The sequence below is a fragment of the Rhodocyclaceae bacterium genome, from assembly GCA_020248265.1.
GTDB lineage: Bacteria > Pseudomonadota > Gammaproteobacteria > Burkholderiales > CAIKXV01 > CAIKXV01.
Map to the genome: position 1 here is coordinate 72,762 of JADCHX010000013.1, position 26,524 is coordinate 99,285.

Sequence of the window (26,524 nt, forward strand, 5' to 3'; positions counted from 1 at the left end):
CGCTGTCGGCCGAATCCCCTTATGATCAAACGCACTTTTTTCGCGTACACCGGCTGCCGATGACCGTCAACCGCGCGAAATTCCATGCTTCGAACGGATACCGTGGCTACCAGAACTCGCAAATCGACTACCGAAACGATCTCCAGCAGCCCGCCTGCGAAGGGCTCCGGCCGGACGAAATCGTCGAAGACGGCGAGCACCGCCGCACCGGCTGGCGAAGGCAAGACGCTGATCATTGCCGAGAAGCCCTCGGTCGCCAACGACATCGCCCGGGTCCTCGGCGGCTTCGACAAGCACCAGGACTATTTCGAGAACGACCAGTACGTGCTGTCGTCAGCGGTCGGCCACCTGCTCGAGCTGATCGTGCCCGACGAGTTCGAGGTCAAGCGCGGCAAGTGGTCGTTCGCGCAGCTGCCGGTGATCCCGCCGCATTTCGGGCTGCGTCCGATCGAGAAGAACGAAGACCGGCTGAAGATGCTGGTGCGCCTGCTCAAGCGCAAGGACGTCACCGCGCTGGTCAACGCCTGTGACGCGGGGCGCGAAGGCGAACTCATCTTCCGCTACATCGTGCAGCACGCGAAGGTCGACAAGCCGATCCGGCGTCTGTGGCTGCAATCGATGACCCCGGCCGCGATCCGCGAGGGCTTCGAGAACCTGCGCGACGACAGCGACCTGCTGCCGCTGGCCGATGCCGCGGTCTGCCGGTCGGAAGCCGACTGGCTCGTCGGCATCAATGGCACGCGGGCGATGACCGCGTTCAATTCCAAGACCGGTGGTTTCCACAAGACCACGGTCGGGCGCGTGCAGTCGCCGACGCTGGCGATCCTGGTCGACCGCGAAGAGAAGATCAAGCGCTTCGTGTCGCGCCAGTACTTCGAGATTCACGGCGTGTTCGAAGCCGAGAAGGGTACCTACCCCGGCCGCTGGTTCGACGAGACGTTCGCCAGGGGCAAGGAGTTGCCCGGCGGCGAGGTGCGCGACCCGGAACTGAAGGCCGAGCGGCTGTGGGATGGAGCGCGCGCCACGGCGATCGCCGAGAAGTGCCGCGGCAAGCCAGGCGTGGTGACCGAAGAGACGAAACCGTCGACCCAGCTGTCGCCGCTGCTGTACGACCTCACCAGCCTGCAGCGCGAAGCCAACGGGCGCTTCGGTTTCTCGGCGAAGACGACGCTGTCGATCGCGCAGGCGCTCTACGAGAAACACAAGGCACTCACCTATCCGCGGACGGATTCCCGCGCATTGCCGGAAGACTATGTCGACACCGTGCATGCGACCCTGGAAGCCATGTCCGGCACCCGCTATGCGAAGCCGGCCGGGCAGATCCTGAAGTCGGGCTGGGTGAAGCCGAACAAGCGCATCTTCAACAACGCCAAGGTCAGCGACCACTTCGCGATCATTCCCACCCCGATGACGCCCAAGTCGTTGTCCGAGGCGGAAGAGAAGATCTACGACCTCGTCACCAAACGGTTCATGGCAGTGTTCTTCCCGCCGGCCGAATACCTGCTGACCACGCGCATCACACGGGTCGAGGGCGAGCCGTTCAAGACCGAAGGCAAGGTGCTGGTGAACCCGGGCTGGCTGTCGGTCTACGGCAAGGATGTCGCGGACGAAGATTCGCCCTCGCTGGCGATGGTGACCGCCGGCGAGACGGTCACGACGATCGAGATCGATGCACGCGCCGAGCAGACCCGGCCACCCGCGCGCTACAACGAAGCGACGCTGCTGTCCGCGATGGAAGGCGCCGGCAAGCTGATCGACGATGAAGAACTGCGCGACGCGATGAAAGAGCGCGGCCTCGGTACACCGGCCACGCGTGCCGGCATCATCGAGAAGCTCATCTACGAAGAGTACGTGGTACGCGAAGGCCGGGAACTCAGGCCGACCCCGAAGGCGTTCTCGCTGATGACCCTGCTCAAGGGGCTGGATATCGCCGAACTGTGTTCGCCGGAGCTGACCGGAGAGTGGGAGTTCAAGCTGGCCGAGATGGAACAGGGACGCATCGGCCGGCCGGCGTTCATGGAAGAGATCGCCGCGATGACCCGCAACCTGGTCGAGCGGGCGAAAGGTCACGAAACCGATACCGTCCCGGGCGACTACACGACGCTCGATGCACCCTGCCCGAAATGCGGCGGCGTGGTGAAAGAGAATTACAAGAAGTTCCAGTGCCAGAAGTGCGAGTTCTCGGTGTGGCGCATCCTGTCCGGCCGGCAGTTCGAGCCGATCGAAATCGAGGAACTGATCGTCGCCGGCAAGATCGGTCCGCTGCAAGGGTTCCGCAGCCGCCTCGGCCGTCCGTTCGCGGCGATGATCAAGCTCAACGCCGAGTTCTCGACCGAGTTCGACTTCGGCCAGTCGGCTGCCGACAGTGGCGAACCGGTCGACTTCTCCGACAAGACGCCACTGGGCGAATGCCCGAAGTGCCACCACAAGGTCTACGACACCGGGCTTGCCTACCAGTGCGAGAAATCGGTGGGCCCGGATCGCCAGTGCGACTTCCGCTCGGGCAAGATCATCCTGCAGCGCGAGATCGAGCAGGCGCAGATGCAGAGACTGCTCACCACCGGCAAGACCGACCTGCTGCACAAGTTCATCTCGAAGAAGGGCCGTCCGTTCTCCGCCTACCTGGTGCGTGGCGGCGATGGCAAGGTGAGCTTCGAGTTCGAGCCTCGGGTGCCGAAGACCGCTGCGAAGGTGGTGGCGAAGGTCGCGGCAGCAAAGGCGGCTGCAGCGGCAGCCGATGCCGAGGATACCGCTGCTGCCGGCGCGAGTGCAGGTGCCCGGAAGCCCGCGAAGACGGTCACCAGGCGTGCGGTTGCCAAGGCTGGCGCGAAGACGGCGGCCGCGCGGAAGAAGGCCGCCGCGTGACCGTGTAGCAGCTCAGACGTCCAGGTTCTTCACGCCCAGCGCATTCTGCTCGATGAACTCGCGCCGCGGCTCGACCAGTTCGCCCATCAACTTGGTGAACACTTCGTCGGCGGTGATACCGTCTTCGATCTGTACCCGCAGCAGGCGGCGCGTGGTCGGGTCCATCGTGGTTTCCCACAGCTGCTCGGGGTTCATCTCGCCGAGCCCCTTGTAGCGCTGCAGGGTCAGGCCGGTCTTCGCCTGCTCGAGCAGCCAGTCAAGCGCGTCCTTGAACACGCTGACCGGATGCTCCTTGTCGTTGCGGCGGATGCGCGCGTCCGGCCCGAGCAGACCCTGCAGCACCAGGCCGGTCTTGCGCAGCTGCCGGTAATCGCCGCCCTCGAAGAACGACGAATCGACATCGGTGGTACGCCAGTTGCCGTGCTCGTTGCGGCGTACGTGCAGGCGGATCGCCTCGCTGTCGGGCTCGGCTTCCTGCGCGATCTCGACCTGGCTGCCGGTGAGCCGCTTGTTGATGCGGTCGACCGACGCGCGCGCGTTCGCATAAGTCGAGACATCGATGTCAGTCTCGGAAATCAGCGCATGCAGGAACAGCGTGTCGAACCGGCGCGACAGGCGGGTGATCACCGCCTCGGCCAGCAGGTATTCGCGCGCGAGTTCCTCGAGCGCCTCGCCGGAGAGCACCTGCGCGGCAACCGTATCGGGACCCTTTCCCGGATCGAGGGACGCGCCTTCCAGTGCGACGCGCAGCAGGTACTGCTTGAGCTCGTGCTCGTCCTTGATGTAGCGCTCGTCCTTGCCGTGCTTCACCTTGTAGAGCGGCGGCTGTGCGATGTAGACGTGGCCGCGCTCGACCAGTTCGGGCATCTGGCGGTAGAACAGGGTCAGCAGCAGCGTGCGGATGTGCGAGCCGTCGACGTCGGCATCCGTCATCAGGATCACACGGTGGTAGCGCAGCTTGCTGATGTCGTATTCGGCGGTGCCGATGCTGGTGCCGAGCACGGTGATCAGCGTCGCGATCTCCTGCGACGAGACGACACGGTCGAAGCGCGACTTCTCGACGTTCAGGATCTTGCCCTTCAGCGGCAGGATCGCCTGGTTCTTGCGGTCGCGGCCCTGCTTGGCCGAGCCACCTGCGGAATCACCCTCGACGATGAACAGTTCTGACTTCGCCGGATCGCGCTCCTGGCAATCGGCCAGCTTGCCCGGCAGCCCGAGGCCGTCGAGTACGCCCTTGCGCCGGGTCATCTCGCGCGCCTTGCGAGCCGCCTCGCGCGCACGCGCGGCATCGACGATCTTGCCGACGATGATCTTCGCGTCGACCGGACGCTCGAGCAGGTATTCGGACAGCTTCTGTGCGACGACCTCTTCGACCACCGCGCGCACTTCCGAGGACACCAGCTTCTCTTTCGTCTGCGACGAGAACTTGGGCTCGGGTACCTTCACCGACAGCACGCAGGCCAGGCCCTCGCGCATGTCGTCGCCGGTGGTCTCTACCTTCGCGCGCTTGGCGGTTTCATTCGCCTCGATGTAGGCATTGAGCGTGCGGGTCATGGCCGCGCGCAGCCCGGTCAGGTGCGTTCCGCCGTCTTTCTGCGGGATGTTGTTGGTGAAGCACAGCACCGACTCCTGGTAGGCGTCGTTCCACTGCATCGCCACGTCGACGCTGATGCCATCCTTCTCGCCGGACGCCTGGAACACATGCGGATGCAGCGTCTGCTTCGAGCGGTTGATGTATTCGACGAAACCGCTGACGCCTCCGACGAACGCGAAATTCTCTTCTCGGTCGTTGTGCTCGTCGATCAGGCGGATACGCACGCCGTTGTTCAGGAAAGAGAGTTCGCGCAACCGGCGCGCCAGGATGTCGTAATGGTATTCCACCGTTCCGAAGATCTCGGCATCGGCCATGAAGCGTACTTCGGTGCCGCGCCGGTCGGTGGTGCCGGTCTTCACCAGCGGCGATACCGGCACGCCGCGGCGGAATTCGATCTGGTGCACTTCACCGTTGCGCCGCACCGTGACCTTCAGCCAATCGGACAGACCGTTCACGCACGACACACCCACGCCATGCAGCCCGCCCGAGACCTTGTACGAGTTGGAATCGAACTTGCCGCCGGCGTGCAGTTCGGTCATCACGATCTCGACCGCCGACCGGCGCAGTTCGTCGTCTTCCTTGATGTCGGTCGGGATGCCTCGTCCATTGTCGGCGACCGAGATCGAATGGTCGGCGTGGATCGTGACCAGGATGTCGTCGCAATGCCCGGCCAGCGCCTCGTCGACGGCGTTGTCGACCACCTCGAACACCATGTGATGCAGCCCGGTGCCATCGCTGGTGTCTCCGATGTACATGCCCGGACGCTTGCGTACGGCCTCCAGGCCGCGCAACACCTTGATGCTTTCGGAATTGTAGGTCGAGTTCGAGTCCGGGGAGATCATCGATGAGTCCTGTGCTGACTGCCGGGCCGGGTGGCCCGTGAGTACGACTGAAACGGCTTCAGATGCGCATCGGCATCACCACATAGCGGAAGCTCGCGTCTTCGCCATGGGTGATCAGCACGCTGCTGTTGGCATCGCCCAGCGAACACACCACGGTGTCGCACTCGACGTTGTTGAGCGCATCGAGCAGGTAGGTGACGTTGAAGCCGATATCGAGCGCCGCGCCGGCGTATTCGATCTCGAGTTCTTCCTCGGCCTCTTCCTGCTCATTGTTGGTGCAGACGATGCGCAGGCTGTTGCCGGTGAGCACCCAGCGCACGCCGCGGAACTTCTCGTTCGACAGGATGGCTGCCCGCTGCAGCGCGCTGCCGAGCACCGTGCGCTCGATCTGGAAATGATCCTGGTAGTGGGTGGGGATCACGCGGGTGTAATCGGGGAAACGCCCGTCGATCACCTTGCTGATCAGTTCGATCTCGCCGAAGCGGAAGCGGACCTGGTTGGCGCCGAATTCGATGGTGACCGGCGATTCGCTCGACTCGAGCTGGCGCGACAGTTCCAGCACCGCCTTGCGCGGCAGGATCGACTCGCGCTTGTCGAGCGCCTCGGGCAGTTCGAGGCTGGTGTAGGCCAGCCGATGCCCATCGGTGGCCACGGCCTTCAGGGTCGTCTGGTCGGTCTCGAGCAGCAGGCCGTTCAGGTAGTAGCGGATGTCCTGCTGGGCCATCGCGTACTGCACGCGATTCAGCAGCGCACGCAGGGCAGCCTGGTGCAGCGTGATGGCCGGCTGCGTCGATTCGAACGCAGCCAGTTTCGGGAAGTCATCGGCCGGCAGGGTCTGCAGGTTGAAGCGGCTCTTGCCTGCGCTGACCTGCAATCGCCCATCCTTTGCGTCGAGTTCGATCTGCGCCGATTCGGGCAGCGCTCGCAGGATGTCGAGCAGTTTGCGCGCCGACACCGTGACGCCCTGCTTTTCCGATTTGCCCTTGCCTTCGACCAGGATGCTGGTCGCGACCTGGATCTCGAGGTCGGTGGCGAGCAGGCTCAGCCGGTCACCGTCGACTTCGAGCAGGACGTTGGACAGGATCGGCAACGTGTTCCGGCGCTCGACGATGCCGGTCACCGCCTGCAGGGGTTTCAACAGCGTGTCGCGAGCTATATTGAGAAGTTTCATTGGGTATATGAATAAGACTGATAGATAAGGCACGGAGAAACGGGGGATAACCGGCCTCGATCACGGCCAGTCGCGGGGTTGCCGTCAATCTGCTGCTGTTGAGGAAAACAGGACAAGCTGTACACGAATGTGGATAACTTCTGCGGCGGCCATTCCTGACAGATTCTGTCCACAGGAAACGCGCAGGGTTTGAAGGTGGTCAATGGCGCAACTGCTGGAGCAGGGTCTGGTAGTCGCGACCCAGTTCGGTGTCGATCGTGCGCAGCCGGGCGATCTGCCGGCAGGCGTGCAGCACGGTGGTGTGGTCGCGGCCCCCGAAGGCGCCACCGATGTCGGGCAGCGAATGCGTGGTGAGCTCCTTGGCCAGCGCCATCGCGACCTGGCGAGGACGTGCCACGGCGCGCGAGCGACGCTTCGAATGCATCTCTGACACCTTCATCTTGAAGTAGTCGGCGACTGCCTTCTGTATCTGCTCGATCGAGACCTGCCGCATGGACACGGCAAGTATGTCGCGCAGCGCATCGCGGGCAGAATCGATGCTGACCGTGCAGGCATTGAAACGAGAATAGGCGCGGATCCGGTTCAGCGCGCCCTCGAGTTCTCGCACATTCGAGGGGAAATGCCGGGCGACGAAGAAGGCCACCTCTTCCGAGATATCCATGTCGATCGCGGCGGCCTTCTTCAGCAGGATGGCCACACGCATCTCGAGTTCGGGTGGTTCGATCTCGACCGTCAGGCCCCACGCGAAGCGGGTCAGCAGCCGGTCGTCCATGCCCTCGATCTTCTTCGGGTAGGTATCGCAGGTGATGACGATCTGCTTGCGCTGGTCGGTCAGCGTGTTGAACGCGTAGAAGAATTCTTCCTGGGTGCGGCTCTTGCCGGAGAAGAACTGGATGTCGTCGATCAGCAGCAGGTCGAGCGAATGGTAGAAGCGCTTGAACGCGTCGAACGACTTGTTCTGGTAGGCGCGCACCACGTCCGACACGTACTTCTCGGCATGGATGTATCGAATCACCGCCGCCGGGTTGCGTTCGTGCACGAAGTTGCCGATCGCCTGCACCAGGTGGGTCTTGCCCAGCCCGGTGCCGCCATACAGGAACAGCGGGTTGTAGGCGCGGCCTGGGTTCTCCGCTACCTGCAGGGCTGCGGCCCGGGCAAACTGGTTGGCCTTGCCGGTCACGAAGGTGTCGAAGGTGAAGCCGTCGCTCAGCGTGCCGATGGTCTGCGCGAGCGTCGGATCGGTCGTGCTTCCGAGGCCGCCGTTGGGGCGCGGCGACAGCGCGGGTTCGACCAGCATCGCGGCGGCTGCGGCCGGTTCGCGCAGGTCTTCCGCGCCCGCGGGGTCATCGTCGTCGCGAACATCGAGCGACGCACCTGCGGACGTGCCCGCAGACGCGGTCTGGGGCACGGTCGGGGTCGCGGAACCATTGTGTGCCGCAGACCGGGCCCCGTTGGCGGGCTTGCGCGTACCGACATCGATCTCGATCACCAGCATATCGCCGCGCTGCTCGGCAAACTTCTGGATGTCGGGCAGGTACTGCTCTTTCACCCACTCGAGCGCCTTGCGGCTCGGCGCGGTGACCAGGATCTTCCCGTCTGCCTCTCGGGCAGACAATGGCCGGATCCACGCGTCGTATTGCTGAACGGACAGCTTCTGTTTCAGCAGGGACAGGCAATCGGACCAGAATTCGGACATTAGTATCGGGGTTCTCGGCGGCGGTGCAGCACCCGGCCGGACCCCTGTGGAGGGGCTCGATGCAAGCGCTTGCGGAACCGTGGATTCTACCATCCGCGGGTGAGTTATCCACAGCGCTTTTCCATCGGATGACCATCCGTCAGACGCCGCCCTTCCCGTGAAGCTTGACACCGGCTGTGGTAACTCGTTTAATCGAGGGCTTTTTCGCCGAGACCCATTCCCATGAAACGCACATTCCAGCCTTCAGTCGTGCGCCGCAAGCGCACCCACGGGTTCCGCGCCCGCATGGCGACGCCTGCCGGGCAGGCAATCCTGCGCGCCCGCCGTCGCAAGGGCCGCGCGCGCCTCGCCGTCTGAGGATCGTTCCCGCAGGCAGGCCGGTAGCAACCCACCGGCATTCGGCAAGCCCCAGGCGATGCCCGGCCCCTGTGTGCGTGAAAGAATCAAATGCTGGCCCGTCCGCACCGCCTGCTCGGAGAGCACGAATTCCGCGGGGTGATGGCCAGCCGGGTACGCTGGTCGACACCCGACTGCTCGATCCACGTCCGCTGCAACCCGGCCGCAACCCTCGGCATGCTGGGTTTCATCGTCGGACGCAAGGCGCTGCGCAGGGCGGTCGACCGCAACCGTTTCAAGCGTTGCATCCGCGGCCGCTTCCGTGTTCTGCTGGCCGCACTGCCCGGGCTGCAGGTGGTGGTCCGGTTGCGCGGCAAACCCGGGGCCGGGGTCGATCGGGCCGCCAGTGAAGTCTGCACCCGGCTCGAGGATGTCGCCGCATGGTACGCATCGCAATCGGACTGCTCCGGTTCTACCGCTACTTCCTGAGCCCGTTGCTGGGCCCGAGGTGCCGGTTCATGCCGTCATGTTCGGAATATGCAACGCAGGCGTTGCATACTCACGGCGCCGTGCGCGGTGGGTGGTTGTCCGCTCGCCGGCTGTGCAAGTGTCATCCGTGGCATCCGGGCGGTTTCGACCCGGTGCCTGATCCGACCGGTCGTCCCGAGACAGGGCAGCCGGCCCCACGTTTCGTCCCGGCATCCGCACGGCAGGTGCCGGGCGGCGATTCCGCACTGTAAAGGTTCCCGAGCGTCGCATGGATACCCGCAAGCTGGTCCTGTTCTTCATCTTCGCTTTCTCGGTCCTGATGCTGGCAGACGCCTGGACCAAGGCGCAACGGCCCCCGGCCGCTGAAGTCGCCGGCGCCCCCGGGTCGGCGGCCACCGATGGCAAGGGCGCTGCGGCCCCCGCTGTTCCGGTACCGGGCGCACCGACGATCGCCGCGCCGTCCGCGACGGCGGCAGTACCCGCCGCGACCGGTGCCGCGCCGGCCACGCCCAGCGGTGCATTGCCGGGTGGCGAACGCATCCGCATCGAGACCGACCTGGCGAAGATCGAACTCGATACCGTCGGTGGCGATCTGCGCCGCTTCGAAATGCTCAAGCACAAGCAGACCTACGCCTACGACCGCAACTTCGTGCTGCTCGATGAAACGGCCCAGCACACCTATGTGGCCCAGAGCGGCCTGATCGGGCCCGGCCTGCCGACGCACCTCACGAAGTACCGCCTGCTGCCCGGCCCGCTCAAGCTCGAAGACGGCCAGAACGAACTGGTGGTGAAGCTCGAAGCGCTCGACACCGAAGGCTTCAAGGTCATCAAGCGGCTCACCTTCAAGCGCGACAGCTACCTGATCGACGTGGCCTATGAAGTGACCAACGGCCGCGCCGAGCCGCAGTCGCCGTTCGCCTACTTCCAGGTGATACGCGACCGGTCGGTGCCGATCGGCGATTCCTGGTTCGTGCCGACGTACACCGGCGTTTCGGTCTACACCGACGAGGGCAAGTACGAGAAGATCTCGTTCGACGACATCGAGAAGAAGAAAGCCAAGTTCGTCACCCAGGCCGACAACGGCTGGGTGGGCATGGTCCAGCACTACTTCGTCACCGCCTGGCTGCCCGGTCCGAAGCAGCCGCGCGAATACTTCGCCAAGCCGCTCGCCAACGGACTGTTCGCCGCCGGCGCGGTGATGCCGGTGCCGGCGATCGCCCCCGGCGCCACGGCCGTGATCCAGGTACCGCTGTATACCGGCCCGCAGGAGCAGGAGAAGCTCGGACAGATCGCGCCCGGGCTCGATCTCACCGTCGACTACGGCCTGTTCACGATCTTCGCCTCGCCGCTGTTCTGGGTGCTGAAGTGGCTGTACGCACTGGTGCACAACTGGGGCGTGGCCATCATCCTGCTGACGGTGCTGATCAAGCTGGCGTTCTTCCCGCTGTCGGCAGCCAGCTACCGGTCGATGGCCAAGATGCGAGTGGTCGCACCGAAGCTGCAGCGTATCAAGGAGCTGTATCCGGACGACCGGCAGAAGCTGCAGCAGGCGATGATGGAGTTGTACAAGACCGAGAAGATCAACCCGCTCGGCGGCTGCCTGCCGATCGTGGTGCAGATCCCGGTGTTCATCGCACTGTACTGGGTGCTGCTCGGCTCGGTCGAACTGCGCCATGCGCCGTTCTTCGGCTGGATCATCGACCTGTCGGCACCCGACCCGTTCTACATCCTGCCTTTGCTGATGGCCGCGTCGATGGTGGTGCAGATGCGCCTGTCGCCGGAGCCGCCCGACCCGGTGCAGGCGCGCATCATGAAGGTCATGCCGTTCATCTTCGGCGCGTTCTTCTTCTTCTTCCCCGCCGGCCTGGTGCTTTACTGGCTGGTGAACAACATCCTGTCGATCGGGCAACAGTGGTACATCACGCGCCAGATCGAGACGGATGCGGCCAAGCCGGCCAATGCGGGCAAGCGCTGACACGATAGCGGCCATCGCGACGGCCCCGGGCCGCGCAGGGGTAGGAATCGTACGGGTGTCCGGGCCAGGCGCGGCCCGGGTCGCCGAGGGAATCATCGGTGGCCTGCCCGCAGAACGGCAGGCATCGCTGCGCACGTTCCGCGACGGTGAGGGCGGCGCACTGGATATCGGCGTCGCCCTCTGGTTTGCCGGCCCACGCTCGTTTACCGGCGAGGACGTGCTCGAGTTGCACGGCCATGGCGGGGCGGTCGTCCTGCGCAGCGTCCTCGAACGCTGCCTCGCTCTGGGCGCACGCCTGGCCGAACCCGGCGAGTTCACCCGCCGCGCCTTCGTCAACGATCGCATCGACCTCGCGCAGGCGGAGGCGATCGCCGACCTGATCGATGCCGCGAGCGAACAGGCGGCGCGTGGCGCGTTGCGGTCACTGTCCGGCGAGTTCTCTGCGGCGGTCGACCGGGTGGCGGATGCCCTGCTCGACCTGCGCATCCTGGTGGAAGCGACCCTCGATTTCCCGGAGGAAGATGGCGTCGACTTCCTCGCCGAGTCCGACGCGCTGCAGCGCCTGGCCACCGTACGAAGCGAACTGGCGGCGGTATTTCGCGCGGCGCGGCAGGGCAGCGCGCTGCGCGAGGGGCTGGTCGTCGTGCTGGCGGGCGCACCCAATGTCGGCAAGTCGAGCCTGCTCAACCGGCTCGCCGGCGACGAGGTGGCGATCGTGACCGAACACCCGGGCACCACGCGCGATACCGTGCGGCAGACGATCGTGGTCGAAGGTCTGCCGATCCACCTGGTGGACACCGCCGGCCTGCGCGACAGCGACGACCCGGTGGAACAGCTCGGCATGCAGCGTACGCGCGATGCACTGGCGCGGGCCGACCTGGTGATATCGGTGAGCGCAGCCGACGCGGTGGAGGGCGAAGCGCTCCTGTCCAGCGTGGCGGCGCGCGCGCTGGAAGCCCTGCCGGCGTCGGTCGCGCGTCTGCAGGTGGTGAACAAGATCGACCTGACCGGCGAAGCGGCTGCGGAATCCGACGGCGCAGGCGGATGGACGATCCGGCTGTCGGCGCGGACCGGGGAGGGCATCGACCAGCTGCGCGCAGCCTTGCTGCGGTTGGGTGGTCAGACGGAAACCGGCGAGGGCGTGTTCCTCGCGCGCACCCGGCACCTGGCGGCGCTTCAGGCGGCCGAGCATCACCTGAGTGCGGCGGCGGAGGGGCGGTTGCCGGCGGATCTGCTGGCCGAGGAGCTGCGGCTGGCGCATGAGGCGCTGGGGTCCATCGTGGGGCGGATGACGCCGGATGCGTTGCTGGGGGAGATTTTCGGGAGGTTCTGCATCGGGAAGTAGGCGGGGGTCCGAGGGGTTCCGGAGGCTTCCGAGGAAATCGTACAAGCATCTGATATGATTGGTTTTTATAGCTGTTGCATGCCGCTGGCTTCCGGCAAGAGCCGAACGGTTTCATGTACACGCATGAGTACACATCAGGGATATGATCGCAAAAGTCCCTAATGTGTACATGGAAGCCCGCCCATGCCGCTCACTGACACCGCCATCCGCGCCCTGAAGCCCGAGGCCAAGCGCTACAGCCGCACCGACGAGCGTGGCCTGGTGATCGAGGTGTTCCCCACCGGCGGCATGCTCTGGCACTACCGCTACCGGGTGAACGGCAAGCCCGAGCGGGTCACGCTGGGGCGCTATCCGGCGCTGTCGCTGCGCCAGGCACGGCTGGAGCGTGACCGGCGCGAAGCACTGGTGGCGCAGGGCCAATCGCCGGCGGAGCAGAAGCGGCTCACGCGGCAGGGGCTGGGGCCGGAGGTGACGGTTTCCGAGTTCGGCGAGCGCTTCTTCCGCGAGATCGTCAACCGCGACCGCAAGGACACGACTATCCCCCGGCGCTACTTCGACAAGTCCATCGTGCCGGCCATCGGCAGCAAGCCGGTGGGCGAGGTGACCACCGAGGATGTGCGCGCCATCATCTGGCGCAAGAAGGACGAGGGCTTCGACGCGGCCGCCGGCGTGATCCGCGGCCTGCTCAAGCGGCTCTTCGACTACGCCATGACCGCTGGCCTGACCGCGACCAATCCGGTGATGGCCCTGCCGATGCGGCATGTGCACCGCGCGCGCTCACGCGAACGGGCGCTGGCACCACAGGAGATCCGCGTGTTCCTTAAGGCGGTGATGGAGTCGAACGTGCGCCGGCAGTTCAAGGTGGCGCTGCGGCTCATCCTGCTCACGCTGGTGCGGAAGTCGGAGCTGATGCTCGCGCGCTGGGAGCATGTGGATGTCGAGAAGGCCGAGTGGCACATTCCGGCCGAGAACTCCAAGACCGGCAAGCCGCACATCGTGTACCTGTCGCCGCAGGCGCTGGCCTTGTTTGCCGAGCTGCGGTCACTGGCCGGCGGCAGCGAGCTGGTGCTGCCCGGGCGCGGGTCGCTCGACAAGCCCTTCGCGCACAACGCGATGAACAATGCGCTGAAGGTGGCGCTGCGCGGCCAGGACATTCCGGCGTTCACCATTCATGATCTGCGGCGGACCGCGTCGACGCTGCTGCACGAGCATGGGTGGCCGGCGGATGTGGTGGAGAAGGCGCTGAACCACACGATCGGCGGGGTGCGCGGCGTGTATAACCGGGCGGAGTATGCGGGGCAGCGGCGGGAGATGCTGGGGTTCTGGGGGGAGTATGTGGAGGGGTTGGGGGAGGGATCGGATAGGAAGAGTTTGGGTGGTGCTGGGTGACTGGAACAGACTGGAGACGGTCATTCGTTTCGTTAAGGCGAGTGTCGGCGACCGCCGTAACCGGCCATTCCAAGTTGGACGGCTCGTGCCACTCCGGCGCGCTGGACGCCTTCAGTTGATGGTGCTTGCCACCATCGCCTCCAGCAGTTGCGTGCGTTCGAGGATCTTCCCCTGATAGCGCACGACGCCGAAGGTGTCGTCGACTAGGTACTTGTCGTCTTTGTAGACGTGCACATGGATGCCGCGCTCCTGCGGGCGATCAGCCGTCCAGAGCACGGCGGGGGTGGACGCCCAGACTTGGAAAGGTAGCCCCGGGAAGGCGTCAAGGTCGATTTCCTTGACGACATCCACGTAGTTGTTGGCCTTGCTGAATTGGTCATGCAGCGGCTTCAGGGGGGTGGACGAGATTGCCCCTTTGCTACGTGTGTTGTCCCGTCCGCAGTTGCCGCAGAGGTGCTTCGTATGAGGCTTGCGGGCGAAGTCTCCCAAGTCCAGGTGCGGATAGCCGCAGTCGTAGCAGTTGATGCAACCCATAGCTTTGCCGCTTTCGAGGGCAAGAACGAACTCCAAAGCCGAGGGTGGTGTAAGGTGAACCCTAGTGATCTCGTGGCTGCCGAACAAGTTGTCGTTTGCGTTGTAGTGCAGAGATAGCGCCTTGAAATCGCGATCTACCACCTTGGCTTCGCCAGGCGCCTTGCGGATGTGGACGTGGATCTTGGGTCGTCGAGGCTTCGACGAGCCGTTGTGGCTTAGGGCTGGGGGCATCGAGCACCAGATCCCGACCTCTGCGAAACTCTGGATGTCGATGTGCTCGGGGTCGACGACGTATGACATCGGCTGGTCGTGATTTGCACACTGCACCTTGCCATTTGCTTCGGCGCCTGCGATGTCGCCTTTCGTGCCCCAGTGGCGCTGGTGAGTGCGACACCACCAACGAGCGGCCCCGTTGCGCATCTTGCCTGCACCGACGATGTCGCAGTCGAGTTGTGCGTCATCGCCTTCCTTTCCTGGAAACAGGCCGAGCAGGTCTTCGCTCGACACAGCAATGTTGCCCAGCGTCCTGCCATACGACCAGCAGATGGCCTCGCGAACCACGGGGGCCTGTTCCTGAGTCGGCTTCTCGTACCCCAGAAACCTGTGTGCAGTCTTCTTCGCGGGCTTCTGTGCGAGATCCCATTCGTAGCCCCAGAGCTCGATCCGGCCGGCGGCGCCGACCCTGCGTTCGACTTCCATCCCTTACTCTCCTGGAGGCGGTTGCTGCGCTGCAGCGGATCTGCCTAGCGTTTTTTAAGTAAGACCAGATTATCCCGGCGCATCGCCACATAGCTTAGGCTTGACCGTGGCACCGTGGTCGGCGCTGAGCGGCCTCAAGGGGCTGTCGCGGGGTACCGTCCTCGCAGCGAGGATGTGGCCCGCAAAGCTTCGCGGAAAGCCACCTCAATTGTGGCGGAAACTTACACACCCGACGTATGATTCAAGGCCTACTGCTCACAACCTCATACCCGACGAACAGGCAAGCGCTGCGAGATCGAACAGTCTGGCAGACCATTGGCTCCGTGCAAGCCGCATACAGCCGGGCTGCCAAAGGGGTCAAGCCAAGGAGTCTGTTGCGAGTCGACGCAGTTGCCAACCACGGCATCGTCGGCGACAGGCACGCTTGCCCACACTCGCCACGGCAGCTACTAATCGCCGGGAACGCTGCCTATGATCAGTTTGGGCTGCCCGAAGCAACACTCCGTGAAAACCTGCGCATCGACTGCTCTACCTCACATCTGCTTTCGGGCGACCTTCTTCGCCTTGGCTCCGATGTCGTGCTGTGGCTGACGATCCAATGCGAGCCCTGCGGGCTCTTGGAGCGTCGGCAGCCTGGAACCGTCAAGACCATCGGAAAGCACCGAGGCATGCTGGCCCGCGTCTTGCGAGGTGGGTCGTTCGGCGTCGGTGACGAGGTGTCGCTGGTGCGTTCCTCCCTGCCTGCCATGAGCGATGATTGGCAGGCGCGGGTTCTTGGCGTCGCATGCGCGGTGCCTGCCGGGCAGTACATCGCCTACCGACAGCTCGCCGAGCTGGCGGGTGTGGCCAACGCATACTGCCGGGCGTTCCCGAAGGTTCTGGCGAGGCTACCTGTCGACATCTCAAGTCGGGTCGTCAGTGCCGCAACCTCGCTGCCCGGACCGCGATGGAGCGGCACCGAGCTATTCGCGGTAGAACAGTACTTCGATTGAGGCAAGTCCGCCAACCTCATTCAAGCCAGTCCAGAATGCGTCGCCATCCCCGTCGGCGGCCCGCATCGCCCGGAGCCGACGGTGACTTGACCGACGGCACCGGCGCCGGTCGCGGATCGAGCCGTAGGCGGTAGTAGCGCCGCTTGTCGTGAGCATCGGCGTCGCGCACCGCGCGAACATCCGTGTCTGACATCGGTCCCGCCCAGATGACGCGGTTGCCGCGCAAGACGTAGTGCGAGCGGCACGGGTAGCTCCAGTTGCCGATCGAAGGGTGAAGCGACACTGAGTCACCGTCAAAGATGAGCCGCCAGTCGGTAGGCGACAGCGGTGTCACCACCTTCATGCCGCAGCCGCACAAGCATCGGTGGCTCGCTGTCGCGTAGGTCATCGACACGTAGAGAACGCCCTCGTCGAGCACCTTCGGCATGAACTCGACGAACTGGACTGTGTAGATCTGGTGTTTCACCGCGTCACGTCGCTCGTTAGGAGGTTGGTGTTCGTCGTGTAGGTCGAGTCGTGCTCCCGGTCGTCGTCGGCGTAGAAGCCGCAAAGCTTCTTCCACTTGATCACTGCCATCACGGCGCACTGCGCGTTCAGCTCGGCGAGCTGGATGTTGCGAGCGTAGAGGTCGTCTTCGTCGTTCGCGGCACAGGACACACGCTGCGCGACGTGGTCCTGCTGATCCGCGGTGCTGGTCGTCACCCGGCAGATGCCCCAGAGCTGCAGCCTGGCCTGCTGCAGCTCGACGCCGATGCCGGCGTCGATGAACGAGCGCTTGGTGGCCTGCAATGCCTCGATGATCAGACGCTTGGCCGGCCCGCCATCCATGCACAGGAACACGAAGTCGTACCCGACGAGCTCGCCCACGTTCGTCTCGTCGACGAAGACCTCGTGCGGCACGATGCCGCGGCGCATCTTGCCGTAGAGCGCTGCCCAGTAGCCCACTTTCGTCGGCATCGACTGCAGCTCTTCCAGCGACGCGGCCGACGGCGCCCTGAACGCGTTGTGCTGCAGGAAGAAGTCGCCGTCGTAGAGATGGATCTCCAAGGCAGGCGTCTTGGCGACAAGATCCAGCAGGTACGAGCCCGTGCCGCCCAGACCGATGATGGCGATGCGCGCACCCGACAGCTTGCCCGCCACGGCCGTGATGCCGGCGCGGCTCGAGGCGGAGTCGATGTAGCAGAACACGGACTCGGTCTCATCGGCCGCCATTGGGCGGTGGGTGCGCGCAGTCAGGCTCGGCTGCAGCGACTGCGCCGGCGCGCTGATGATTTCGATGTACCGGGTCATCTTGGCGTGGTAGTCCGGGTACCCGGTCGGCGGCTTGTTCGAGAAGGCGTGCTGCGCCGCGATGTCATGCGCCAGATCGAAATTCGCCGTGCCGTGCCGGATCGCGGTGATCGTGCGCCCGGCGCGGTCGCACGGGTGCTCGCCGATGAACCACGCCATGTGGTTACCGGGCCGCGAGGTGGAGTCGCCCGCCAGCGTCAGGTCCGACACGAGCGTGCCGTAGCCGATAACGCCGGCGGCGTTGACGTAGGGGACGCTGTGCACCAGCAGGTGCCCGGAGCGTATTTCGAGCTCGTAGCCCTCGTCGCGCAGCCTGAGCAGGTCAGGGCTACGACTTATCAGTGCGCTTTGCATTGAAGATCATCCCGCGGTTGACGAACACCGCCTCGCCGGCGACTAGGGAGCCTTCCCGGTTCTGGTCGGGCCCACGCTTGTAGGTGATCGTGTAGACGATTTCGTCGTTGAAGATCGCGTCGGTGAAGGCCAGCCGGACGATGTCCTCGAAGGTCAGGCGACGGCGCAGCACGACGTGCTGCTCGCCGTTGATGACGATCTCGAAGGTGCGGAGCTCCGGGTTGGTTTCTCCTGTTTCCGTGTTCATACTGTCTACTCCTTGTGGTTTCATACCCAGTAGGACTCCCCAGCGCCCCAGCCGAGGACGGCTGCAAAAACATTTGCCGCGCGTCCAGATCGCGAGCGCCAGGAGTCATACGGATCGGAAGCCGAACCATGGAACAACCCAAACCACCAGACGAAGAGCCGCTGTCCAAGGCCGAGCGCGAGGCGTTGCTGGGCGCGATGTCGCCCGGCGACTGGGGCCGCGCCGAGAGCTTGGCGCGGGCGGCGGCACTCGGGCTGACGGACATGACCTGGGAAGATCTGCTGCAGGAGACCCTGACTGACCTCCTCGGCGAGGATCGGACGTGGCAACGCGGCGTGCATCCGCTGGTCACGCTCAAGGTGGCGATGCGCAGCGTCGCCAGCAACGCGAAGAAGAAGGTCAAGAACGCCCCAATCGACCAGTTCACCGTCGTGTCGACCGGTGAAGAGGAAGCGCCCGAAGAGGGGCGTCCGCCGCCGGTGCAAGCGGTCCAGCACCTAGGCCCACAGGACATCCTGGAAGGGCGCCAACAACTGGCGGCAATCGAGCAGCTCGTCCAAGGCGACCATCAGGCCGAGCTGGTCCTGATGGCATGGGCCATGGGCATTAGCGGCGCCGAGGCCCGGAAGGAAACCGGACTCGACGCCAAACAATTTGATGCGGCGCGACAGCGCTTGCTGCGCAAGCTCAAGTCGGATGCTGCTGCGAGGAAACCGAAATGACTGCGTCTCAGAAGCCGCAGGATGACCTGAGCGTCCTGCTCGACGCACTGCTTGCTGAGTTGATGGGAATGAGCGATGAGCAGGTGCTCGACGGCAATGGACCGGCCGCCGTCCAGACGCGTGGACTGACGCTGCTGAGTGCGGCGAAGCAGGAGGCCGCAAAGCGTCGTCTCTCCGCCGCGAAGGCGAGTTTGGCTGTGTCCCGCGCTGGCCCGCGTGCCCCGGGCACCGGCGACTTGAGCGTCGCTGACGTAAAGGCATTCCTGCGTGAAGCGGCGAACAGCGGCGAATACACCATGGCGGCGCGACAGCTCGACGAACTGTCGGATCAGGCAGCGCTCGCGCTGTACAACAAGTTTGTCCGTCTGGGCGTCGTTCCGGCCCGATCGGAAGACGACCCACAATGACTCCCGGCGAGCGCGCCGAAGCCCGAATCGCGGAACTTGGCATCACCGACCCACGCGATATCGACGTCGACGCGATCGCCTATGACGCGCGCATGCTTGTGGAGTACGAGGCGCTGGAGGGATGCGAGGCCATGCTGGTCGGTGCCGGCGACCGTGCGATCGCGACCGTACGGCCCTCGAACATCCGAGGTCGCGAGCGATTCTCCGTGGGTCACGAGCTCGGGCACTGGGAGATGCACCGCGGCAAGTCGTTCGCCTGCCGCGCTGACGACCCTGACCGCAACCTCGTCTCCGACAGGCCGCGCGAGCGCGAGGCCGACGAGTACTCAGCGCATCTGCTCATGCCGACCGTCTTCTTCGCACCCGCCGTCAAGAGTCTGGGAAGGCCGGGATTCAAGGAGCTCGACGCATTGTCGGCCGAGTACGAGACGAGCCTGCTCGCGACGGTGATCCGCCTGGCCAACATCGACACGCTGCCGGTGATCGTCGCCTGCTACTCGGCGCAGGGGCTGAAATGGAGCAAACGCGCCAAGCACGTGCCGGCTCGCTGGTGGCTGCGCAGCCAGCTGGACGAAGACTCGTTCGCCCACGGCCTCCTAACCGCCGGAACACGCATCGCATCGGCCCGCAAGCAGCCGGGCGAGGTGTGGTTCGAGAACGACGACGCCGAGAACTATGAAGTCATCGAGGATTGCATTCCTGGCAAGGTAGGAGAGGTGCTGGTGCTGCTGTACCTGTCGTCCTCGATGCTGGATGCGCGCTTCGATCCGAACGTCGGTGCGCGCCGCTACAACGAGAGTGGCTCGTACGTGAAGCGACGCTAGCGGGTAAGTGACGATGAACCAGAGCAATCGACCGCAGGTCTGCGATCGTGGCGCTCTGCGACCGGCAGCAACGAAGCGCGGCAAGCGCTGCATTTCAAGTACTGACGCTGTTGTTGGGTGAGCGGCTGCAGTCTGCGCCAGAGCCGTCATTAGACCGGCAGTATCGAACGGCCGATCCCGCTGCTTAGGGGGCACTCGGAACGCGACCTTGAATGGCTGCGCGAGGTCGAAACTAGTCTCGAGTGGTGGCTGTCGATTCCTCAAGAGGTCGTTGAGTCCCCCAACCCTTGCGACTGCAGCGATTCCTGCGACTCAGAGCCAAGCATCTGCAGTCGAGCGGTCGCAGGAGTCGCAGCAGTCGCAAGGCCCCCAGGGCTGGGGCAGTGATCGTCACCTGGGGTCCCGTTGCAGGGGTCACTCGCCGATAAGCATCGGGTTGACTTCCACGAACCTCCTTCGGCCGTCCTCGACTAGCCGCGCACGCCGGCGTTCGGCGAGTGTCACCAGCGCGGTCCTCATGTCTTTCGCGTCCCGGACGGGTGATGGCCCGCATCGGTAGACACGGTTCGTGACAATTCGATTGCTGCCCGTGCGCCGCGCCTCGGCGATCAGCCAGTTGTCGAGCCCGATGGCTGCGGCGAGTTCGGTCGAGGTGTCGAGTGCGGACAGCATGCGCCGCGCTTCGCGCAGGTGCGAGCTGATGACAGCTTCGGCGGCGTCGACGCTATCCGCGTCGATCACTCCGGCGGGCCCGTGGGCCAGCACATGGAACAGTGCCGCCAGGCGCGTGATGTTCTCCGCGGCCTTGGCCGCAACGTCGCGGATGTCGGCCAGCTCCCCGCCCGACGCCAGCGCGCGCTCGATGCGGTCGTGCGCCTGCACCCACGCCGCGTGTGCCTTGAGGGACAGCGCCAGTTCCGCCGGCTGCAGCCCGCCGTCGGCGTGGGTTGAGAGCGGGACTTCCAGCAGCTCGCGGATACGCGCCTCGAACCGCTCTACCGCCGGCATCGTCGCCGGTGCGGGCCGATAGCCGCGCGTGCCCTGCGTGCTCGCCGGCCACGCGATCAGGAACCGCGCGATGAAGCCGCTGCCACGGGGCAGCGTACCCGCGCGTTCGAGAAAGCCGCGCAGCGCCTCGGGCTGCACCATCAGCCCGAAGGTAAGCCGACGGTCGCGCAGCCGAAATGACGGTTTGCTGCGGCGGTCGACCGCGATCTCGCCGCCGTCCCACAGCACGTTGAGCAGCGCGAGGTTGCGCATGATCGTCTCGTAGCCCATGCCGTGGGCGCCGAAGACGGCGCCGGCCTCGGCCGACATCACCGCGCCGCTGGGCCAGCCGCTGGCCAGGGCGTGCGAGAGCGCTTCGGGGGTGGCGTCGGCGTACAGCAGCCGGGGCACCGGCGCAGCCTGTGGCGTGTCGGCTGCGAGTTCGTTCAGGGCGGCCTCGTCCTCGGCGGTGTCCTGCCCATCGCGCCGCTTGCGGCGGATGGCTTCGAGCAGGCCGTCGCGCTTGGCTTGCAGCACGGCGGTAGCCGAGGCGTGCGCTGCCTGTTCCGGGGCGGCGGCCCGGGTGCGGTCGCGCTCCCACTCGCGCAGGGCCGCGCCCAGGATGCGGTCGCAGGTGGTCTTGCGCTCGCCGGACTCGGCCACCGCTAATACATATAGCGACACCGGGCCGACCAGCTGCGCGTCGCGCCGCACGTTGACCAGTCCCTGCGCGGCCACCGACAGTGTGGACAGGGCTGAGCACGCCACCAGCGCGGCCGGCGCCTGGACGAAGGCCTGTACCTCAAGGACGGCTTCGCGCAGCAAGGGCGGCAGCGCGTGCACCGGATAGGGCAAGGGATCGAGCGGCGTGGTGAGCGGTTCGGGCTCGGGCCAGTCGTCAGGCGACGAGGGTGCAGCATTTTTCGGAGCGATGATCTCGTCGGGTGCGGGGGGTGCAGCATTGGCGAGGGATGTCAGCACTGCGGACACCCCGGCGAGCCGGTGCAGGTCGTTGAAGTCGGTCGCGTCCGGTGGGCGGGCGTCGCCGAAATCGGGCACGGCCAGCCGGCCGGCGACGGCCCGCGCGGCGGTACGGGCATGGGTGAGCCCCGGGTTGCTGGCGGTGTGGTGGTCGTCGTCGGCGCAGACGATGATCGGCGCGCTGCGCCACCGGTCGCGCACGGCGCAGGCCAGGGGTTCGAGGTTGCCGGCGTTGAAGGCGACGGCCACCGGCTGGTCGGTGGCGTGGTGCAGGCTTGCAGCGGTGGCGAAGCCTTCGGCGATGAGGATGGGCGACTGGGTGTCCCCGGGTTCGGGTGGCGGGCCGACCCAGCACCCCAGCCCCTGGACCCGACCGCCGCGCAGGAACTGTTTGCTGCCGTCGGTGCCGATGAACTGCAGGCTGTGCAGCTCGTCGGCCAGGTCGCGCACCGGCACGAGCAGTACACCTCGCCAGACCCGCAGCCCGAACGGCTGCACACCCTTGCGGGCGAGGTAAGGGTAGTCGGCCAGTGCTGGTGCGGCGGCGGCCCACAAACGGGCTGCGGTTGCGCGGGCGGCGGCGTTGCGGTCTGCAGTCTCGCGGTCTCGTTCGGCCTGAGCCGCCCGGTTGCGCTCGTGCAGAGTCTGGCGTTCCACGTCAGTGAGCGCTCGCGAAAGCTCGCATCGCCAGGTCTGCCAGCCGAGCCCGTCGCGCCAGTTTTCCAGTCCGCCAGCGGGGATGCCGTCCAGGTGCAGCAGATAGGCCGCATCGCCCCGGCCGTTCCGGCCGGCGGCATGGCAGCGGTGCAGTCGACCGTCGGCGAGGAGGGGCTCGGGCGGCACGATGTCGCGGGCGCGCAGTGCGGCGCGGAACTGGTCGAGCACCCGGGCGACATCGGGCACCGATGGGGGCAGGCCGCGCTGCGGCGGCAGTGGCGTGAACATGGCGCCCCCCTCAGCGGCTGGGGGCCGTGCCGGGCCGCGCGACCCGGGTTCGCGCGGTGATCCAGGCGGTGACGTCGGATTCCAGCCAGCCCACGGCGCGTGCGCCGAGCGACACTGGCCGCGGAAACAGGCCGTCCTGGATGTACTGGTATAGCGTGCTGCGCGACAGCCCGGTGCGCGCTTCGACCTGCGGCCGACGAAGGATGACGGGGCTGCTCGGTGTTGCGTGTTTCATGGTCGTGTACTCCCGTAGTCGAGGGAGGCCCGCCGGGACGGTCATCGTCGCGGAGAGGTGGGCCTATTCAGGCATACGGATTTCCGCGCCGAAGTGTCGGGGTACCCTGCAAATATTTTCGGCAGACGATCGCAGCAGGCGGCGCGCGCCGGTCGCTGGCGGAAGCCACGAGTCACGGCGGCGGCGGTGTCCGCACTGCGGATGCGCGCGGTCGGCGAGGGCGGTAGCCTCTGCAGCAATTCCCGTTGGCTGAGTCAGCCCGCTTGATGCCCGTCACGCATTGCCCGCCCGCAGTTCGGGCACCTGAGCCGGCAAGTCTCCCGAGAGCCGGCTGCCGCAAGGCAGGAGAATGCGTCGACCCCTGCGCCAGCCGCCGAGCCCATCGGCCGGCTGCGGCAATCCTTCAGCGGCCAGCCGCTGCGCCAGCGATGCGCGCCGTCACTACGCGGCGCGCCGGTAGTGACGGCGCGTCCAGAACTGCGCCCAGCAAGCGATTGCGGGGTGCAGGCGCAAGTGACGGACCCAAGTGACGGGCTCCCTGCCGCAGCCGGTATCCCCGGCAATTTGTTCCCGATGACCCCGCCACAAGCGGGATTCGTCGTGCAGGCGCCCAACGGTCTGATCGACCTGGCGCAACCCCCCGAGCCCCGGGGCGCCGCTCACGCGGCAGGGGCTCGATCGGTGGACCGACTCGCCACAGCGAGCGTCACCGAGGCCAAGGCCGTGCCGGGCAGGCCAGGAAGGAGGAAGTCGGCACAACAGCGGGAGTGGTGTCCCGCGTCCGCAGTGGTTCCCGATTCGCTCAGGCGATCGGGACGGACAGAAACACTTACCTGAATGAACGACACCAACGAGGCTGCGGCGGCAGGCTGGCCGGGGCAGGGCTGACCGGCTATGGGATGCTTTCCGTGAGAATGACCGTTACCCTTCGGCGTTCGGCGGCACCATGCCTGCCGTCGACGCCGGATAGGCAGTTACCCAGGAAACGGACAACACGTGTTCGAACAGACCTTCAAGAACATCGACGACATCCTGCACAAGGATGCCGGTTGCACCAGCGAGCTTGACTACACCGAGCAGTCGTCCTGGTTGCTGTTCCTCAAGTACCTCGACGCGCTGGAGGCTGACCGGGCCGCCGAAGCTGAGCTCGAAGGCCGGCGCTACGGCTACATCCTGGCCGAGGCCTATCGCTGGGAGCGCTGGGCCGCGCCGAAGAACGCCGAGGGCCGACTGGACCACAACGCCGCCGTCACCGGTGACGACCTGCGTGACTTCGTGGATGGTCAGCTCTTCCCGTACCTCGCCGGCTTCAAGCAGCGGGCCAGCGGCCCCAACACCATCGAATACAAGATCGGCGAGGTGTTCGGCGAGATCAAGAACAAGATCCAGAGCGGCTACAACCTGCGCGATGTAATCGATCTGGTGGACGAGCTGCGCTTTCGCTCGCAGACCGAGAAGCATGAGCTCTCGCACCTGTACGAAGCCAAGATCAAGAACATGGGCAATGCCGGGCGCAACGGCGGCGAGTACTACACGCCGCGCCCGCTGATCCGCGCCATGATCCGCGTGCTGGACCCGAAGATCGGCGAGCGCATCTACGACGCCGCCTGCGGCTCGGCCGGCTTCCTGTGCGAGGCCTTCGAGTACCTGAGCCAGAAGGCCGCCACCACCGACGACCTGGCCACGCTGCAGACGCGCACCTTCTATGGCAAGGAGAAGAAGAGCCTGGCCTACGTGATCGGCGTGATGAACATGATCCTGCACGGGATCGAGGCGCCGAACATCGTCCACACCAACACGCTGGGCGAAAATCTCAACGACATCCAGGACCGCGACCGCTACGAGGTGATTCTCGCCAACCCGCCCTTCGGCGGCAAGGAACGCAAGGAGGTACAGCAGAACTTCCCGATCAAGACTGGCGAGACGGCGTTCCTCTTCCTGCAGCACTTCATCAAGGCGTTGAAGGCTGGCGGGCGTGCGGCGATCGTCATCAAGAACACCTTCCTGAGCAACACTGACAACGCGAGCACCTCCTTGCGCAAGCTGCTGCTGGAGAGCTGCAACCTGCACACGGTGCTGGATTGCCCAGGCGGCACCTTCCAGGGCGCAGGCGTGAAGACCGTGGTGCTGTTCTTCGAGAAGGGCGCGCCCACGCGCCGTGTGTGGTTCTACCAGCTCGACCCCGGCCGCAGCCTTGGCAAGACCAACCCGCTGAACGACGACGATCTGGCGGACTTCATCTCCCGGCAAAAGACCTTTGCGGACTCGAAGCAGAGCTGGTCGGTGGACGTGAGCGGCATCGACATCGCCACCTGGGATCTGTCGGTGAAGAACCCCAACGGCGGCGGCGTGGTGGTGATGCGCACGGCGCAGGAAGTCCTCGACGAAATCGAGGCGTTGGATGCGGAGGCGGCAGAGGTGTTGAAGGGGATACGGGGGTTGGTGGCGTGAGCGAAGGCTGGGACGTTCGTCCGCTTGGGGAGCTATGCACGATCAAGCCGCCCAAGGCCGAGGCGAGATCCAAATTGCGCGATGTCGATCCGGTGTCCTTTGTGCCGATGGAGGACTTGGGCGTCGGAGCTAAATCGCTTATTCCCTCTCGCACTAGATCACTTGGTGAGGTCAGCGGGAGCTACACCTATTTCGCCGATGGCGACGTCCTGCTCGCGAAGATCACCCCGTGCTTCGAAAACGGGAAACTTGGTGTAGCTCGCGGCCTCGTGAACGGCATCGGCTTCGGTTCCAGCGAGTTCATTGTGTTGCGCCCGGGTCCGGAGCTCGAAGCCGAGTTTCTCTACTACTACCTCGCTCGCCCGAGTTTCCTCGAAGAAGGTGCTCGGTCGATGACGGGCGCTGTGGGGCACAAGCGCGTAGCTAAGGAGTTCATTGAGGCCTATCCGGTCCCGCTCCCTTCGCGTAGCGAACAGCGCCGCATCGTCGCCATCCTCGACGAAGCCTTCGAGGGCATTGCCACCGCCAAGGACCATGCCGAGAGGAATCTGCGGAATGCGGCGGAGGTTGTCGAAGTCTTGAAGGACGCCTGCTTTGGAGAGCTCCGGGCAGGTGGCGTAAGACAAGTGCGATTGGCGGAGGTGGCGCGTTTCCGGAACGGTGTCAACTACACCAAGGAGAGTCGCGGCCAAGAAGTGCTCGTCATTGGGGTAAAGGACTTTCAAAGCAAGTTTTGGGCGCCCTTGGATTCATTGGACCGGGTTACCTTGGATGGCCCTCTTCATGAGGCTGACCAACTCAACGAGGGTGATATCGTTTTTGTTCGCTCCAATGGCAATCCGGCGTTGATCGGGCGTTGCCTTCTCGTTGGGCCAGTTGGTGAGCAAACTACGCACTCGGGTTTCACTATCAAGATGCGTTTGATGGATAAGTGTATTCGCCCCGCGTACGTTTGCCACTTCTTGAAGTCGGGAAGGATACGTCGGCAACTGGTCGATGGCGGAAACGGTGCCGGGCGTGTCTGAATTTTTGTGTGTGAGGCTTTTGGGCGACTTTTCTGCCGAGCGGCGAACGCCGCTTGGCACGGAAAGTCGATCCCCGATTTTCACGCAACACTGCCGGTAAACCGATCCCCGTACGCGATGGCAAACTGA

The 26,524-nt window shown here is 65.2% G+C and carries 22 protein-coding genes; 13 read left to right on the forward strand and 9 right to left on the reverse strand.

Annotated elements, in window-relative coordinates; translation table 11 throughout:
* Positions 1-84 precede the first annotated feature (84 nt).
* Positions 85-2,865: a DNA topoisomerase III gene (locus tag ING98_14530; GenBank protein ID MCA3103079.1), complete on the forward strand. Its 2,781-nt coding sequence runs from the start codon at positions 85-87 to the stop codon at positions 2,863-2,865.
* Positions 2,866-2,877: 12 nt separating this feature from the next.
* Here the strand turns inward: ING98_14530 and gyrB are convergent, their stop codons facing one another.
* The 3 genes from gyrB to dnaA all read right to left on the reverse strand — a co-directional run bounded on the left by gyrB (position 2,878) and on the right by dnaA (position 8,168).
* Complete coding sequence (gene gyrB / locus ING98_14535) at positions 2,878-5,301, reverse strand: DNA topoisomerase (ATP-hydrolyzing) subunit B (GenBank protein MCA3103080.1); 2,424 nt, start codon at positions 5,299-5,301, stop codon at positions 2,878-2,880.
* Between the two features lie 58 nt (positions 5,302-5,359).
* Positions 5,360-6,472, reverse strand: coding sequence for a DNA polymerase III subunit beta (locus ING98_14540; protein ID MCA3103081.1), 1,113 nt, complete (start codon positions 6,470-6,472; stop codon positions 5,360-5,362).
* Between the two features lie 199 nt (positions 6,473-6,671).
* The gene (dnaA, locus tag ING98_14545; GenBank protein ID MCA3103082.1) at positions 6,672-8,168 is read right to left on the reverse strand and encodes a chromosomal replication initiator protein DnaA; all 1,497 of its coding nucleotides are present in this window, start codon (positions 8,166-8,168) and stop codon (positions 6,672-6,674) included.
* A 222-nt stretch (positions 8,169-8,390) separates the two neighbouring features.
* On the opposite strand from dnaA, the gene rpmH reads away from it, so the two are divergent.
* From rpmH to ING98_14575, 6 genes are all read left to right on the forward strand, one after another.
* Positions 8,391-8,525, forward strand: a complete 135-nt coding sequence (rpmH, locus tag ING98_14550; GenBank protein ID MCA3103083.1) for a 50S ribosomal protein L34 — start codon at positions 8,391-8,393, stop codon at positions 8,523-8,525.
* 90 nt (positions 8,526-8,615) lie between these two features.
* A complete protein-coding gene (rnpA, locus tag ING98_14555; protein MCA3103084.1) occupies positions 8,616-8,993 on the forward strand; it encodes a ribonuclease P protein component in 378 nt (125 codons plus the stop codon).
* Positions 8,945-9,244, forward strand: coding sequence for a membrane protein insertion efficiency factor YidD (yidD, locus tag ING98_14560; GenBank protein ID MCA3103085.1), 300 nt, complete (start codon positions 8,945-8,947; stop codon positions 9,242-9,244). The genes rnpA and yidD overlap by 49 nt, the downstream gene beginning before the upstream one ends.
* A gap of 17 nt (positions 9,245-9,261) precedes the next feature.
* Complete coding sequence (gene yidC / locus ING98_14565) at positions 9,262-10,968, forward strand: membrane protein insertase YidC (protein ID MCA3103086.1); 1,707 nt, start codon at positions 9,262-9,264, stop codon at positions 10,966-10,968.
* Positions 10,952-12,313 carry a tRNA uridine-5-carboxymethylaminomethyl(34) synthesis GTPase MnmE gene (mnmE, locus tag ING98_14570; GenBank protein MCA3103087.1) on the forward strand — a complete coding sequence of 454 codons (1,362 nt, stop codon included), beginning with the start codon at positions 10,952-10,954 and terminating at the stop codon, positions 12,311-12,313. The genes yidC and mnmE overlap by 17 nt, the downstream gene beginning before the upstream one ends.
* A gap of 183 nt (positions 12,314-12,496) precedes the next feature.
* The gene (locus ING98_14575; GenBank protein MCA3103088.1) at positions 12,497-13,702 is read left to right on the forward strand and encodes a tyrosine-type recombinase/integrase; all 1,206 of its coding nucleotides are present in this window, start codon (positions 12,497-12,499) and stop codon (positions 13,700-13,702) included.
* A gap of 111 nt (positions 13,703-13,813) precedes the next feature.
* On the opposite strand, the gene ING98_14580 is transcribed toward ING98_14575, so the two are convergent.
* The gene (locus ING98_14580; protein MCA3103089.1) at positions 13,814-14,935 is read right to left on the reverse strand and encodes a hypothetical protein; all 1,122 of its coding nucleotides are present in this window, start codon (positions 14,933-14,935) and stop codon (positions 13,814-13,816) included.
* A gap of 374 nt (positions 14,936-15,309) precedes the next feature.
* On the opposite strand from ING98_14580, the gene ING98_14585 reads away from it, so the two are divergent.
* Complete coding sequence (locus tag ING98_14585; GenBank protein MCA3103090.1) at positions 15,310-15,927, forward strand: MGMT family protein; 618 nt, start codon at positions 15,310-15,312, stop codon at positions 15,925-15,927.
* 16 nt (positions 15,928-15,943) lie between these two features.
* Here the strand turns inward: ING98_14585 and ING98_14590 are convergent, their stop codons facing one another.
* Genes ING98_14590 through ING98_14600 form a run of 3 tightly spaced genes read right to left on the reverse strand, consistent with a single transcriptional unit; the run spans position 15,944 to position 17,818 of the window.
* On the reverse strand, positions 15,944-16,354 hold the full coding sequence (locus ING98_14590) for a hypothetical protein (GenBank protein ID MCA3103091.1): 411 nt from the start codon (positions 16,352-16,354) through the stop codon (positions 15,944-15,946).
* 35 nt (positions 16,355-16,389) lie between these two features.
* Positions 16,390-17,571: a ThiF family adenylyltransferase gene (locus tag ING98_14595; protein ID MCA3103092.1), complete on the reverse strand. Its 1,182-nt coding sequence runs from the start codon at positions 17,569-17,571 to the stop codon at positions 16,390-16,392.
* The gene (locus tag ING98_14600; protein ID MCA3103093.1) at positions 17,546-17,818 is read right to left on the reverse strand and encodes a multiubiquitin domain-containing protein; all 273 of its coding nucleotides are present in this window, start codon (positions 17,816-17,818) and stop codon (positions 17,546-17,548) included. The genes ING98_14595 and ING98_14600 overlap by 26 nt, the downstream gene beginning before the upstream one ends.
* A 128-nt stretch (positions 17,819-17,946) precedes the next feature.
* Here ING98_14600 and ING98_14605 point away from each other — a divergent pair, with 128 nt between their 5' ends.
* From ING98_14605 to ING98_14615, 3 genes are read left to right on the forward strand one after another with little or no spacing between them, the layout of a single operon-like run.
* Entirely contained in the window at positions 17,947-18,540 is a 594-nt protein-coding gene (locus tag ING98_14605) for a hypothetical protein (protein MCA3103094.1), read from the forward strand.
* Positions 18,537-18,947 (forward strand): hypothetical protein, encoded by a 411-nt coding sequence (locus ING98_14610; GenBank protein MCA3103095.1) that lies wholly within the window; start codon positions 18,537-18,539, stop codon positions 18,945-18,947. Before ING98_14605 ends, ING98_14610 begins: the two co-directional genes overlap by 4 nt.
* The gene (locus tag ING98_14615; GenBank protein MCA3103096.1) at positions 18,944-19,771 is read left to right on the forward strand and encodes an ImmA/IrrE family metallo-endopeptidase; all 828 of its coding nucleotides are present in this window, start codon (positions 18,944-18,946) and stop codon (positions 19,769-19,771) included. The genes ING98_14610 and ING98_14615 overlap by 4 nt, the downstream gene beginning before the upstream one ends.
* Before the next feature lie 414 nt (positions 19,772-20,185).
* Here the strand turns inward: ING98_14615 and ING98_14620 are convergent, their stop codons facing one another.
* The gene (locus ING98_14620; GenBank protein ID MCA3103097.1) at positions 20,186-22,684 is read right to left on the reverse strand and encodes a DUF3987 domain-containing protein; all 2,499 of its coding nucleotides are present in this window, start codon (positions 22,682-22,684) and stop codon (positions 20,186-20,188) included.
* A 10-nt stretch (positions 22,685-22,694) separates the two neighbouring features.
* Positions 22,695-22,919 (reverse strand): AlpA family transcriptional regulator, encoded by a 225-nt coding sequence (locus ING98_14625; protein ID MCA3103098.1) that lies wholly within the window; start codon positions 22,917-22,919, stop codon positions 22,695-22,697.
* 996 nt (positions 22,920-23,915) lie between these two features.
* Here ING98_14625 and ING98_14630 point away from each other — a divergent pair.
* Both ING98_14630 and ING98_14635 read left to right on the forward strand, forming a co-directional pair.
* Positions 23,916-25,370, forward strand: a complete 1,455-nt coding sequence (locus ING98_14630; GenBank protein ID MCA3103099.1) for an N-6 DNA methylase — start codon at positions 23,916-23,918, stop codon at positions 25,368-25,370.
* Positions 25,367-26,395: a restriction endonuclease subunit S gene (locus ING98_14635; protein ID MCA3103100.1), complete on the forward strand. Its 1,029-nt coding sequence runs from the start codon at positions 25,367-25,369 to the stop codon at positions 26,393-26,395. Before ING98_14630 ends, ING98_14635 begins: the two co-directional genes overlap by 4 nt.
* Positions 26,396-26,524: the final 129 nt, after the last annotated feature.

Bases quoted from the DNA above. Each gene is read 5' to 3' on its own strand.
- ING98_14540 (MCA3103081.1), bottom strand. From the start codon at position 6,472: ATGAAACTTCTCAATATAGCTCGCGACACGCTGTTGAAACCCCTGCAG.
- gyrB (MCA3103080.1), bottom strand. From the start codon at position 5,301: ATGATCTCCCCGGACTCGAACTCGACCTACAATTCCGAAAGCATCAAG.
- ING98_14580 (MCA3103089.1), bottom strand. From the start codon at position 14,935: ATGGAAGTCGAACGCAGGGTCGGCGCCGCCGGCCGGATCGAGCTCTGG.
- yidD (MCA3103085.1), top strand. From the start codon at position 8,945: ATGGTACGCATCGCAATCGGACTGCTCCGGTTCTACCGCTACTTCCTG.
- ING98_14575 (MCA3103088.1), top strand. From the start codon at position 12,497: ATGCCGCTCACTGACACCGCCATCCGCGCCCTGAAGCCCGAGGCCAAG.
- ING98_14625 (MCA3103098.1), bottom strand. From the start codon at position 22,919: ATGAAACACGCAACACCGAGCAGCCCCGTCATCCTTCGTCGGCCGCAG.
- rnpA (MCA3103084.1), top strand. From the start codon at position 8,616: ATGCTGGCCCGTCCGCACCGCCTGCTCGGAGAGCACGAATTCCGCGGG.
- dnaA (MCA3103082.1), bottom strand. From the start codon at position 8,168: ATGTCCGAATTCTGGTCCGATTGCCTGTCCCTGCTGAAACAGAAGCTG.
- ING98_14610 (MCA3103095.1), top strand. From the start codon at position 18,537: ATGACTGCGTCTCAGAAGCCGCAGGATGACCTGAGCGTCCTGCTCGAC.
- ING98_14615 (MCA3103096.1), top strand. From the start codon at position 18,944: ATGACTCCCGGCGAGCGCGCCGAAGCCCGAATCGCGGAACTTGGCATC.
- ING98_14590 (MCA3103091.1), bottom strand. From the start codon at position 16,354: ATGCCGAAGGTGCTCGACGAGGGCGTTCTCTACGTGTCGATGACCTAC.
- mnmE (MCA3103087.1), top strand. From the start codon at position 10,952: ATGCGGGCAAGCGCTGACACGATAGCGGCCATCGCGACGGCCCCGGGC.
- rpmH (MCA3103083.1), top strand. From the start codon at position 8,391: ATGAAACGCACATTCCAGCCTTCAGTCGTGCGCCGCAAGCGCACCCAC.
- ING98_14600 (MCA3103093.1), bottom strand. From the start codon at position 17,818: ATGAACACGGAAACAGGAGAAACCAACCCGGAGCTCCGCACCTTCGAG.
- ING98_14530 (MCA3103079.1), top strand. From the start codon at position 85: ATGCTTCGAACGGATACCGTGGCTACCAGAACTCGCAAATCGACTACC.
- ING98_14620 (MCA3103097.1), bottom strand. From the start codon at position 22,684: ATGTTCACGCCACTGCCGCCGCAGCGCGGCCTGCCCCCATCGGTGCCC.
- ING98_14605 (MCA3103094.1), top strand. From the start codon at position 17,947: ATGGAACAACCCAAACCACCAGACGAAGAGCCGCTGTCCAAGGCCGAG.
- ING98_14595 (MCA3103092.1), bottom strand. From the start codon at position 17,571: ATGCAAAGCGCACTGATAAGTCGTAGCCCTGACCTGCTCAGGCTGCGC.
- yidC (MCA3103086.1), top strand. From the start codon at position 9,262: ATGGATACCCGCAAGCTGGTCCTGTTCTTCATCTTCGCTTTCTCGGTC.